The organism is Bacillus sp. ABA4_010, assembly GCF_056159105.1.
The window spans coordinates 2,200,591-2,212,874 of record NZ_JBSWUN010000003.1 but is presented as its reverse complement, the minus strand read 5'-3'; the positions used below and the strand labels follow the sequence as shown (position 1 = coordinate 2,212,874).

The following is a 12,284-nucleotide window of genomic DNA, read 5'->3' as shown; positions in this document are numbered from 1 at the left end:
GAGAGTAAAAAATTAGCTTGAAAGCATGAACAAATAGACCTTCAAGTTAAATAATAAATCGCTTACAAAATAGCCGCATCAATACGCTCTTGAGAAGCGCTGCGACATATTTTGCATAGTTTGAATTTTTTTCCGTCCGATGTGGAGGCTGGATAAAGAAGTTTGATTCGTGTTCGTTTGCAAACCGGACAAGTGCCTCTTCCTTTCGAAGGTAATTTATAAAGAGAGTGCCCTCTATTGCTCTTTGCCACTGATTTCACCCTTTCTGTATTAGTATTAAGGATATATTCACAATAGATGTGAGAGGTGACAGCAAGTTGGAAATATTTCTTTGCAATGAGAAGGAAAAAAGCAATGAAGTATGAGAAGGACATTTTCCGTTGATAGAAAAAAACAGCACAGGACATCCTGCGCTGTTTTTTAGTTATGGGAGCAATTATTCGTTTACCCACCCTAATCCGAGTGTGTCTTGTCCCATATGTGTTCCGGCAATAGGACTTAAAGTGGTAGTGGTAAATTTAATATGTGAATAAAGCTCTTCTAATTCTTTTTTCCATTCATTAGCAGCTGCTTCGTCGTTTCCGTGAACGATGCTCGCTTCTTTAATGAGATGTGCTTCTTCACTGAAAATTTGGAACATGCGCTCTTTCACTTTTTTCGCTTTTCGGATTTTCTCAGATAATACAACTTTTCCGTCTTCAAATTTGACGATAAGATTCAATTTGATCAAGCTTCCGATGATAGCTTGGGTTGTTGAAAGTCTGCCGCCTTTTTGGAGTTGTGTTAAGCTCCCAGGTACGAGATATAAACGACCTTTGTCCGGCAAAGTACGAAGGTGTGCCACAATTTCTTCATATGATTTTCCTTCTTTCTCCAACTCAATGCCCTTTTCAATCATTTTTCCTAGAGGATACGAGCCGATTTTAGAGTCGATTACTTCCACATCAAACTCTTCCATTTGAGCAGCCGTGACAGAAGCTTGAAATGTACCTGTCAATACGCTCGATGCATGAATGGCAATGGCATATTGATAGTTTTGCTTCAGTTCCTTGTACAGTTCGACAAAGTCGCCGATAGCCGGCTGTGAGCTTTTCGGAAGATCTTTTGATTCCGCTAGCTTTTGATAAAACTCAGAAGAGGAAAGGTCTACATTTTCTCGATAGCATGCATCCCCAAAAATAATATTTAATGGAATGACATGAACGTCATTCTCTTTAATGAATGTGTCGGAAAGGGTAGCGGTACTATCTGTAATCCAAGCAATTTTATTTTGTTTTGTCATGAATAAAGTCTCCTTAATGTATAAATCGGCGTTGTATAGAGCTTCTACTTAATGTGAAATGCGACTGTTAATATGAAAGCGTTTGTTTGAAACTATATATGACTTCCTAACTCGACATTTCATCCTTTAGTCAACGGGGGGCGTTATTAATGAATTCTGTACACCACTTAAATTGTCTTTTAAAGGTCAATTTGTATAGTCTTTAGCCCTCTACTAATAGTTAACCCCAAATTAATCGTTAAATCAATTATGAATTTCAAATATGTGAATGCGTATTAAAAAAATAAAGGAAATTCTAGGTTCGTTGTCCGTTACATCCTCTTGAAATACGTGCTTCGGTTCTATTTTAAGTAAGTGAAAATGAAAACGCAATCATTTAAATTGTTCGAAAAATAGAAACACATATTAGTAGCAGATACTAATGATTGGGTATATAATGTTGGAGACAAGGGGAAGGGAAAGAAGTTGGTACATATTGCTTTTACAACATATGGCGGAACATTCAGGGGACAGAATAAAATTTAGACAACTAAAGACAGGAGGAGAATGATTCATGGATGTGAACACATTGCTCGCACCAGTACATTATAATTTAACAGAAGAAATTGAGAAGCATGCGTCCTCAAAAACAGCATTAAAATGGGTAGATGAACAAGGAAATGAAAAAAGTATTTCATATGATGAGCTTATAAGACAAGGTAATCAGCTCGCTAATGGGTTAACGAAACTAGGGTTAACAAAAGGGGATCGTATTCTCGTTATTGTACCGCGATTAATCGAATCGTATATCATTTATTTTGCTTGCTTGAAGGCAGGTTTGGTTATTGTCCCATCTTCAGAAATGCTACGGTCTAAAGATATTCATTACCGCATTCATCACGCAGAAGCAAAAGCGGTCATTTCGTACGCTCCTTTTTGCCAGGAAGTGGACAACATTAAGAATGAAACACCTTCTCTCACATTTAAAATTGCATTTGGAGAGAAAAGAGATGGTTGGTTAAGAATGGAAGAAATTATGGGCGGTGAGTCTGAAACGTTTGCTGGGGTAAATACGACAAGAGATGATCTTGCTTTTTTACCATATACGTCTGGTACAACAGGTCAGCCAAAAGGGGTTATTCATAGCCATGGCTGGGCATTTGCTCATTTACGCATCGCTGCTGATCGGTGGCTCCATATTCGTGAAGGAGACACCGTATGGGCGACCGCTGGACCAGGGTGGCAAAAGTGGGTATGGAGTCCGTTTCTTTCCGTACTAGGAAAAGGGGCAACAGGTTTTGTCTATCATGGTCGTTTCGCACCACGTAAATATTTACAACTTCTGCAAGATGAACACATTAATGTGCTATGCTGCACCCCGACGGAATATCGATTAATGGCGAAGATTGATAACTTGCAAGAGTTTGATTTACGTAGCCTCCACAGTGCTGTTTCGGCCGGAGAAGCTCTAAATCGTGAAGTTGTTGATACGTTTAACCATCACTTTTCCGTTCATGTACGTGATGGCTATGGACAGACAGAAAGCACATTATTAATTGGTACATTGAAGGGAGAGCGCTTCAAAGAAGGTTCAATGGGCAAGCCAATTTTAGAAGAGTATATGGATATCATTGATGAAAATGGGGAACCGGTTTCTGCGGGGGAAACAGGGGATATAGCTGTTCGGAAAGATTTTGGAGCGTTGTTTAAAGGGTATTATAAAGAAGCTGATCGAACAGCTGCCGCTTTTCGTGGCAACTATTATGTCACTGGCGACCGTGCGTGGAAGGATGAGGATGGATACTATTGGTTTGAAGGACGTTCGGATGATATTATTATCAGCTCCGGATATACAATTGGTCCATTTGAGGTAGAAGATGCACTTATGAAACATGCGGCTGTGAAAGAGTGTGCAGTAGTTGCGAGTCCCGATCCTATCAGAGGGAATGTAGTGAAGGCATTTATTATTTTAACAGAAGGCTATACGGCTGAGGCTGCTTTATATAAAGAATTGCAGAACCATGTTAAAGTCATCACCGCACCTTACAAATATCCGAGATTAATTGAGTTTGTAGATGAACTGCCAAAAACTGATTCGGGAAAAATTCGTCGAGTTGAACTGAGACAAAGGGAGCTCCAACTGGCAAAGTAGTTTCGGTGGAAATAGACTTGAACAAGGGAATGATTTCTTTGTTCAGGTCTATTTTGTTAAAAAACATGAAAAATTTATTAGAAAAGAGTTGACTCTCCAGCAACTGGAGAGTTTAATCTTTATTTAGTAATGATAATCAATATCACTTAGTGGTAAGCCCTACTACATAATCATTTTTGACAGGGGAGGGAAAGAACTGCAGACGAACTACATAAGAAAAGAGATGATGTGAATCATCTATTGATAATGATTATCCTTTTCGCATTTACTTACATGTAGACAAACAGTCTTTTAAGCGGAAAAGTTATGAAAAAGAGATATTTATTTACTGCACTTATTATTTTATCGATCTGTTCCCTTTTTATCGGTGTCAAAGATTTAACCCCTTTTGACTTATTTCACTTAAGCGCGGAACAGGCTCAAATTTTAACGGCTAGTCGGTTTCCACGTTTAATCAGTATTATTATCGCTGGCATGAGCATGAGTATATGCGGCTTAATTATGCAACAGTTAAGCCGAAATAAATTTGTCTCACCGACAACGGCAGGCACGCTAGATTCTGCTCGGTTAGGAATTTTAGTTGCATTGATGCTGTTTACATCGGCAAGTCCATTAGTGAAGATGCTCGTTGCTTTCACCTTTGCGTTGCTCGGTACTTTTATCTTTATGAAAATTTTAGAAAAAGTGAAATATAAAGATGCCATTTTCATCCCGCTTGTCGGACTAATGTTTGGAAACATTGTCAGTTCTGTTACGACCTTTTTTGCTTACAAATATGACCTTATTCAAAATATGTCTTCATGGCTACAAGGGAATTTTTCTATGATTATTCAAGGCCGATACGAACTGTTATACATGAGCATTCCAGCTGTCCTCATTGCGTATTTATTTGCGAATAAATTCACCATTGCCGGGATGGGGGAGGAGTTTTCTGTCAATTTAGGACTCAATCATAAGCAAGTGGTCAACATCGGGTTAATCATCGTGGCCCTCGTCACCTCTATCGTCGTACTCACGGTCGGTGTAATTCCTTTTCTTGGTCTAATCATTCCGAATATCGTGACAATGTATCAAGGTGATCATTTGAAAAAGAGTCTCCCTCATACAGCATTATTAGGAGCAGTTTTTGTGTTAGCCTGCGATATTCTAGGGCGTATTATTATCTACCCGTATGAGATTGCGATTGGTGTAACGGTTGGAGTTATAGGCAGCGGAATCTTCCTTTATTTGATCATGAGGAGAAAGGCATATGAGTAATTACACTAAATTAATAGTTCTTTCCGTGTTGGCAGCTGTATTGGTCGTTCTGTTTTTATTTATCGATCTTGGGAGTAACTGGGATTATGCGTTGCCAAGACGCGGCAAAAAAATCTTGGCCATTGTTTTGACAGGAGGGGTTATTGCCTTCTCCACGATGGTGTTCCAGACGATTACGAACAATCGTATTTTGACACCAAGTATATTGGGACTCGACTCGCTTTATATGCTTGTTCAGACATTTGTTATTTTTGTGTTCGGGTCTACCAGTCTTACCGTCTTGAATAAAAATATTAATTTTCTGATTTCCGTTGGCTTGATGGTACTGTTTGCGGGAGTGTTATATAAAATTTTGTTTAAGCGGGAAGAACAAAATATTTATTTTCTTCTGTTGATTGGCTTAATTTTCGGGACTTTTTTCGAGAGTTTGTCATCGTTTATGCAAGTGCTCATTGATCCGAATGAATTTTTACTTGTCCAAGATAAAATGTTTGCGAGCTTCAACAACGTTAATACGGATCTACTTGTTATTTCCATCGTATTGGTAATAGCAGTAGCAGCGTATGTTTGGAAGTTCACAAAATATTTAGATGTTCTGTCGCTTGGCAAAGAGCAAGCTGTCAACTTAGGTATCGACTATGATTATGTCGTCAAAAGACTGCTCATTGTCATTGCCGTACTCGTTTCAATCTCAACGGCATTAGTAGGACCCATTACGTTTCTTGGGTTGCTCGTGGCAAATGTGACGCACGAATTTTTAAAAACGTACCGTCATCATCACTTGATGGTAGGAGCTGTTTTAGTCAGCATCATTGCACTTGTCGGAGGACAGTTAATTGTAGAAAGAGTCTTCACATTTTCTACAACACTCAGCGTCATCATTAATTTCATCGGTGGAGTGTATTTCATCTATCTTCTATTAAAGGAGAATAAATCATGGTAGAAGTTATTGGGGTTTCTAAGCATTATGGAAACAAAAAAGTAGTTGACAATGTATCAGTTAATATCGTTAAAGGGAAAATTACTTCTTTTATCGGTCCAAATGGTGCAGGAAAAAGTACGTTGTTGTCGATGATTAGCCGTCTAATTACAAAGGATGAAGGACGGATTGTCATTGAAGGAAAAGAAATTGGGGAATGCAAAAGCAATGACTTAGCTAAGAAAATTTCCATTCTTAAGCAGTCTAACCATATTAATATTCGTTTAACAATTCGAGAGCTCGTGTCGTTTGGGCGTTTTCCTTATTCGCAAGGAAATTTGACGAAAGAGGATTGGAAGTATGTAGACGAAGCTATCTCCTATATGGAGCTTGAAGATATTCAACATAAATATTTAGATCAATTAAGCGGTGGTCAAAAGCAAAGAGCTTATATTGCCATGGTCATTGCTCAAAACACGGAATATATTCTTCTCGATGAACCATTAAATAACTTAGATATGAAGCATTCTGTTCAAATCATGAAGGTGTTAAGAAGGCTTGTGGACGAACTTGGAAAAACCGTCGTTATTGTGATCCATGATATTAACTTTGCTTCTTGTTATTCGGACTATATTGTTGCCTTAAAAGACGGGAAAATCGTTAAAGAAGGTCTTGCCGACCATATCATTGATTCATCCATTTTAAAAGAAATTTATGAGATGGATATCGCGATCGAGAGTTTTAATGAAAACAAAATTTGCGTGTATTACGCTTAATCGGTTTATATTGCTGGTGCTGCAAAGCAGAATAACTTATTTATCACCACATACGGCCCCGCATGAATGCGGACGGCTTCCCCCATAATGATGGTCATTCACACTGCAAGTCATTGTAAGAATGTGATGATAAATGAAATGACGGGAGTTTGTTACCGGTTTTGCAGCACCATCAATTTAAATAGAAGCTCTGTTAAAAGAAGCCTATTGTATGTTAACGGAGCTGAAAATAAAGAAAGTATAAGAGGTGGAAGAGATGAAAAAGAAATTATCCTTATTTATACTTACCCTTGTGTTGGCTATTATAGCCGTTGCTTGCGGTACTCAAAGTTCATCCAGCAGCACTGAAGAAACAACTACAAATGAGCAAGCAGCATCTACTGAACAAAAAGAATTAACGATTCAACACGAATTAGGGGAGACAATCGTTCCAAAAAATCCACAAAAGGTAGTTGTATTTGATTTTGGTACATTAGATTCATTGGATAAACTTGGAGTGGAAGTGGCAGGAGTACCACAAGCAAATATTCCTTCTTATCTTTCAAAATTTGAAGATGCCAAATATGAGAACGTTGGCGGACTAAAAGAGCCGGATTTTGAAAAAATTAGTGAAATGGCACCAGATCTTATCATTATTTCTGGCAGACAGCAAGATTCATACGAAGAATTCAGCGAAATTGCGCCAACTATTTATATGGGTATAGATACGGCGAATTATATGGAATCCTATAAGAAAAATGCTACAACACTTGGAGAAATTTTTGGCAAAGAAGATATAGTGAAAGAGGAGTTAGCTAAAGTTGAGGAAGCGGCGCAAAAGCTGAAAGAAGAAGTGGAAGCAAGTGGGAAGAACGCCTTGATTGTGTTAGCGAATGAAGGGAACTTGAGCGCTTACGGACCAGGTTCACGATTTGGTATTCTTCATGACGTATTTGGTTTAATTCCTGCCGATGAAAATATTGAAGTATCTACACATGGACAAAACGTATCATTCGAATATATTTTAGAAAAAAATCCAGACTATCTTTTTGTAATTGACCGAGGCGCTGCAGTGGCGGAAGTGGAAACTTCTGCGAAACAGCTTATCGAAAACGATTTAGTGAAAAATACAAAAGCGTATCAAGAAGGTAACATTGTTTATCTTAATCCTGATTTCTGGTATCTTTCAGGGGGCGGTTTAGTGTCGGTGTCAGAAATGTTGAAAGAAGTGCAAGAAGGCTTAAAATAAGAGATTGAAAGAAATCAGACATGGACGCAAGCCAGCCATGTCTGATTTCTTATGTATAGTACTTCTTCAATACAAAGGAACAAATATGCTTATATAATAAAATGATAGATTAAACAAGGATGAAGAAAGATGAAAAATGAATTTACAATCGGAGAGATTTCAAAGCTGCATAACATACCTGTCAAAACACTTCGCTACTATGATGAAATTGACTTATTCAAACCTGTCAAAGTAGATGAAAAGAGCCGGTATCGATATTACTCAACAGAGCAGTTTGAACATCTGAATACCATCAATTATTTAAAAGAGCTTGGGATTCCGTTAAAAGAAATTAAAGCTCAATTTGAAAAACGGAATATTGACTCCTTTTTAACGACGTTGAAAAACCAGCAAGAGAACACGCTTCAACGAATAAAAGAATTGCAGCAAAATTACCAACGGATTGAAAATCGTATTAAAGAGCTAGAACAAGCAAGGAAACTGGAGAATGTAGGTGTCCCGTTTTTAAAAAAGGTAAAAGAGCGGCGCGTGTTAAGATTGAAAGAACCGATCCGTTCAACCCCTGAACTGGAGCTATCTTTACGGAAATTGGAAAATGTATCAGAGCGGACAGCTTCTATTTTCATCGGCGGGGTTGGAGTGACAATCTCGATTGAAAACATTCGGAAAAGAAATTTTTCAGAATATAACTCTATTTTTTTAATGTTGGAGGAAGATGAAGTCGCGAACGATTTAGTGACTTTATTACCGGAAGGCATGTATGTTTGCGTTTACTGTAATGAAAGACGCATTGAAACGGCAACTTATTATGAACGTATATTTAAATTTATTGAAGAGCAGGGTTATACTATCATCGGTGATGCAATTGAGCGCCCCATTATTGATGATTACATTTCTAAAAACAAGGAAGAATTTTTAACGGAAATTCAAATATTGGTAGAGGCTATCTGAAAAGGGGAACCCTCCTTTTTTCAGACAGTTCAACAAAATGGACCATTTACGAAAACTCAAGGTTTCCGTAAATGGTCCATTTTGTATGAGTTAGCAAACAAGGATGTTCTGAAGTATTTGTGACGTATTAGACCGCTCTTTTATTGTTTTTAGAACATACGTTCTGTTATAATAAAAGGGGAAAGCTGATACGAGTGTGTTGAAAGCACCGTGTGTGATGAGTTATAAGGAGAGAGAACATGATGAAAATAAATCTGCTACAAAAGCTGCGTATAAAGAAAAGACCTGATAAACCAAGAGAAATTGTCATCCGTGCACAAAAGCTTCTTGAACGAAGCCGTAAAGAGGGAACAAAAAAATCTTCATAACATATTGTTCATCTTGAGTGTGCGATAATGGGGAAAAAGGAAACGGATGGGGATGCAGTGGGCTATTCAACTATTTGTATGAAAAGTTCATTTTGTATGAACAAAATGAACAAAAAGATTTTTTCGAAAAATTATTTTTCAATTATTTACATAACTACAAGGATGAATTACTATTAACTCAACACTGTTTTTAGGTATAAGGAAATGAAAGAAAGTACATAAAGTTATAGACGATTATTTGCCGAGATTCAGTGTTGATGTCAATTTGTGCTTTTCTTGTCTAACTCTTTAGTATATAGAGAGTCTATTTGGATGGTTATGTTTGAAAGCGATTGCATTAAAATTTCAGGAAAACAATAATCGTTTAGATAATTGGGCACATTCAGAAAGTCAGATTATTAGAAATACTGTATACTGTAGTTGTATACTAGAAGAGATTACGAACCACAACTGGGGGTATGAAACATGGGGATGAAACAGAACGAACAAAATCCATGGCAAAAATTCCACGGTCCAAACCTTGGTTATGTCATGGAACAATATGAGCGTTATACGAATAATGCTGACTCTGTAGATGCGGAATTAAAAGAACTGTTTGAAACGTGGGGGGCTCCTTCGTTTGAAACAGAAGAGGCTAATGAGAGCGGTGGGAATTCGGTTGTTGCCCCTTATAATGCATTTAATATCGACAAAGTGGTAAATGCGGTAAAGCTCGCTGAATATATTCGTTCATACGGACATCTTGCTGCTAAAATTAACCCTTTAGAAAAAAGCGTCAATGAAGCTTATTTATTACAACCTGAAAAATTTGGTTTAACAGAAGAGGATTTGAAAGCGATTCCGGCCAAAGCGGTTTGGGAACATGCACCGGTAAATGTCCAAACGGCAGATGAAGCGATTAAATGTTTGAAAGAAGTGCACAAAGGATCACTTGCTTATGAGTTTGACCATGTTCATGAACGAGAAGAGCGTACGTGGCTAATGGAAATGGTGGAAACAGGTGCTATTCACCGTTCTCGCTCAAAAGAAGAACAAACCGCTCTTTTAAAGAGGCTGGCAGAAGTAGAAGGGTTTGAACAGTTTTTACATCGAACATTTGTCGGACAAAAACGCTTCTCGATTGAGGGAGTGGATATGCTTGTGCCAATGCTTGATGAACTCATTAAGGAAGGCGTCCATGACGGTGTTCATAATGTCATGATTGGCATGGCCCACAGGGGACGATTGAATGTACTGGCACATGTACTTGGAAAACCTTATAGCAATATTTTTTCAGAGTTTCATCATTCGCCAAATAAAGACCTATTCCCTTCTGAAGGGTCAAGAGGAATCAATTATGGCTGGACAGGAGATGTAAAGTATCATTTAGGAAGAGATCGTTCGATTGAAGAATCTGAAGCCATTTATGCACGTGTATCTTTAGCGAACAATCCGAGTCACCTTGAGTTTGTAGATCCAGTTGTTGTCGGATTTACGAGAGCTGCCCAAGAAGAACGCAACGAAGCTGGATATCCACAGCAAGATGTATCAAAAGCGTTTGCGGTACTAATTCACGGTGATGCGGCGTTCCCAGGCCAAGGAATTGTAGCGGAAACGTTGAATTTGGGAGGATTAAAAGGCTATCACACTGGGGGTACGATTCATATTATTGCCAACAACATGGTAGGCTTTACGACAAATAGTCCAGATTCACGCTCAACAAAATACGCGAGTGATCTTGCAAAAGGATACGAGATTCCTATTATTCATGTCAATGCGGACGATCCACAAGCGTGTTTGGCAGCAATTGACCTTGCTTACCAGTATCGTTCCCGCTTTAAAAAAGACTTCTTAATTGACTTAGTGGGCTACCGTCGTTTCGGTCATAATGAGATGGATGATCCAGCTGTGACGCAACCGAAGCTTTATAAAAAAATTACAAATCATCCTACAGTAAAAACCTTGTATGCAAAACAGCTTCAGTCTCAAGGCGTTATCAGTGCGGAAGAAGCAGAAAAAATCGATCAGGAAGTTCAAGGGAAACTCCAATCAGAATATGAAAAAGTAGCTAAAAAAGACAAGGATGAGAAAGTGAAAGAAGCGGAAGTACCAGAACTCATTGCTAAAGGTATTCCAGATATGGAGACGAAGGTGCCGCTTGACACACTTCGGAAGTTAAACGCCGAGCTACTGCGCTGGCCGGAAGGTTTCCGAATTTATCCGAAATTAAAGCGAATTTTAGAGCGTCGTGCCGATGCACTCGAAGGTGATGGGAAAGTGGAATGGGCCTTAGCGGAAGCGCTTGCGTTCGCTGCCATTTTACAAGACGGGACACCAATCCGCTTAACGGGTCAAGATTCGGAGCGTGGAACATTTGCACAGCGGCATATTGTGTTGCATGATACAGAAACGGATGAAACGTTTTCACCTCTTCACCGTTTACCGCAGGCAAAAGCATCATTCGCGATTCATAACAGCCCGCTTTCGGAAGCAGCGGTAGTTGGGTTTGAATATGGCTATAACGTATTTGCACCTGAAACGCTTGTACTTTGGGAAGCTCAATACGGAGATTTTGCTAATACGGCTCAAGCATTGTTCGATCAATTTGTTTCAGCAGGTCGTGCGAAGTGGGGGCAAAAATCAAGTCTTGTAATGCTCTTACCACATGGCTATGAAGGCCAAGGACCGGAACATTCCAGTGCTCGACTGGAGCGATTCTTGCAGCTTGCTGCTGAAAATAACTGGACTGTTGCCAATTTAACAAGTGCTGCTCAATATTTTCATATTTTACGCCGTCAAGCAGCCATTACAGGGACGGATCATGCGCAGCCGCTCGTTATTATGACACCTAAGAGTCTGCTCCGTCACCCGCTGACTGCTTCAGCTTATACGTCACTTAGCGAAGGCTGTTTCCAGCCAATTATCGAACAGCCGACTTTAGGCAGTAAGCCGGAAAAAGTAGAGCGTTTGATTTTGACGACTGGGAAAGTAGCAGTAGATCTTGCGGTAGAAATCGATCGAGTAAAAGAAAAAGAAAACTTGGATTGGGTCCATGTCGTTCGTGTAGAACAATTATATCCGTTCCCAACTGGCGAAATTGATAAGATTTTGCGCCGTTATTCAAATGTAAAAGAAATTGTTTGGGTTCAGGAAGAACCGAAAAATATGGGAGCATGGCATTATCTTGCACCAATTTTATACGATCTTTCTCCAGACAGCGTAAAAGTACATTATATCGGACGCCCAGATCGTTCAAGTCCAGCTGGGGGCGAACCGAATGTTCATAAAAAAGAACAAGAGCGTATCGTCACAGAAGCGCTTAGCAACAAAAGTATATGGGACGTACAACTAAAAGAACAAAATTGGACGAAACAGTAAAAATACACATATACA

9 protein-coding genes are annotated in these 12,284 nt (G+C 38.9%); 8 read left to right on the top strand and 1 reads right to left on the bottom strand.

Features of this window, described 5'->3' with window-relative positions; all coding sequences use genetic code 11:
• Positions 1-436: 436 nt before the first annotated feature.
• Positions 437-1,282: a DegV family protein gene (locus ACXAEO_RS12310; RefSeq protein ID WP_474881320.1), complete on the bottom strand. Its 846-nt coding sequence runs from the start codon at positions 1,280-1,282 to the stop codon at positions 437-439.
• A 553-nt stretch (positions 1,283-1,835) separates the two neighbouring features.
• Between ACXAEO_RS12310 and mbcS the strand changes: the two genes are divergently transcribed.
• The 8 genes from mbcS to ACXAEO_RS12270 all read left to right on the top strand — a co-directional run bounded on the left by mbcS (position 1,836) and on the right by ACXAEO_RS12270 (position 12,269).
• Positions 1,836-3,413 (top strand): acyl-CoA synthetase MbcS, encoded by a 1,578-nt coding sequence (gene mbcS, locus ACXAEO_RS12305; protein WP_474881318.1) that lies wholly within the window; start codon positions 1,836-1,838, stop codon positions 3,411-3,413.
• Positions 3,414-3,719: 306 nt separating this feature from the next.
• Entirely contained in the window at positions 3,720-4,670 is a 951-nt protein-coding gene (locus ACXAEO_RS12300; RefSeq protein ID WP_474881316.1) for an ABC transporter permease, read from the top strand.
• Positions 4,663-5,613 (top strand): iron chelate uptake ABC transporter family permease subunit, encoded by a 951-nt coding sequence (locus tag ACXAEO_RS12295; RefSeq protein WP_474881313.1) that lies wholly within the window; start codon positions 4,663-4,665, stop codon positions 5,611-5,613. The genes ACXAEO_RS12300 and ACXAEO_RS12295 overlap by 8 nt, the downstream gene beginning before the upstream one ends.
• Complete coding sequence (locus tag ACXAEO_RS12290; RefSeq protein ID WP_474881311.1) at positions 5,607-6,365, top strand: iron ABC transporter ATP-binding protein; 759 nt, start codon at positions 5,607-5,609, stop codon at positions 6,363-6,365. Before ACXAEO_RS12295 ends, ACXAEO_RS12290 begins: the two co-directional genes overlap by 7 nt.
• A gap of 256 nt (positions 6,366-6,621) precedes the next feature.
• Positions 6,622-7,593 (top strand): siderophore ABC transporter substrate-binding protein, encoded by a 972-nt coding sequence (locus tag ACXAEO_RS12285; RefSeq protein WP_474881309.1) that lies wholly within the window; start codon positions 6,622-6,624, stop codon positions 7,591-7,593.
• Positions 7,594-7,722: 129 nt separating this feature from the next.
• Positions 7,723-8,544 (top strand): MerR family transcriptional regulator, encoded by an 822-nt coding sequence (locus tag ACXAEO_RS12280; protein ID WP_474881307.1) that lies wholly within the window; start codon positions 7,723-7,725, stop codon positions 8,542-8,544.
• A gap of 239 nt (positions 8,545-8,783) precedes the next feature.
• A complete protein-coding gene (locus ACXAEO_RS12275) occupies positions 8,784-8,912 on the top strand; it encodes a hypothetical protein (RefSeq protein ID WP_474881304.1) in 129 nt (42 codons plus the stop codon).
• 465 nt (positions 8,913-9,377) lie between these two features.
• On the top strand, positions 9,378-12,269 hold the full coding sequence (locus ACXAEO_RS12270) for a 2-oxoglutarate dehydrogenase E1 component (protein WP_474881301.1): 2,892 nt from the start codon (positions 9,378-9,380) through the stop codon (positions 12,267-12,269).
• Positions 12,270-12,284 lie beyond the last annotated feature (15 nt).

Excerpts from the sequence above, each read along its gene's own strand:
- ACXAEO_RS12300 (WP_474881316.1), top strand. The coding sequence starts at position 3,720 with ATGAAAAAGAGATATTTATTTACTGCACTTATTATTTTATCGATCTGT.
- ACXAEO_RS12275 (WP_474881304.1), top strand. The coding sequence starts at position 8,784 with ATGATGAAAATAAATCTGCTACAAAAGCTGCGTATAAAGAAAAGACCT.
- mbcS (WP_474881318.1), top strand. The coding sequence starts at position 1,836 with ATGGATGTGAACACATTGCTCGCACCAGTACATTATAATTTAACAGAA.
- ACXAEO_RS12270 (WP_474881301.1), top strand. The coding sequence starts at position 9,378 with ATGGGGATGAAACAGAACGAACAAAATCCATGGCAAAAATTCCACGGT.
- ACXAEO_RS12290 (WP_474881311.1), top strand. The coding sequence starts at position 5,607 with ATGGTAGAAGTTATTGGGGTTTCTAAGCATTATGGAAACAAAAAAGTA.
- ACXAEO_RS12310 (WP_474881320.1), bottom strand. The coding sequence starts at position 1,282 with ATGACAAAACAAAATAAAATTGCTTGGATTACAGATAGTACCGCTACC.
- ACXAEO_RS12280 (WP_474881307.1), top strand. The coding sequence starts at position 7,723 with ATGAAAAATGAATTTACAATCGGAGAGATTTCAAAGCTGCATAACATA.
- ACXAEO_RS12295 (WP_474881313.1), top strand. The coding sequence starts at position 4,663 with ATGAGTAATTACACTAAATTAATAGTTCTTTCCGTGTTGGCAGCTGTA.
- ACXAEO_RS12285 (WP_474881309.1), top strand. The coding sequence starts at position 6,622 with ATGAAAAAGAAATTATCCTTATTTATACTTACCCTTGTGTTGGCTATT.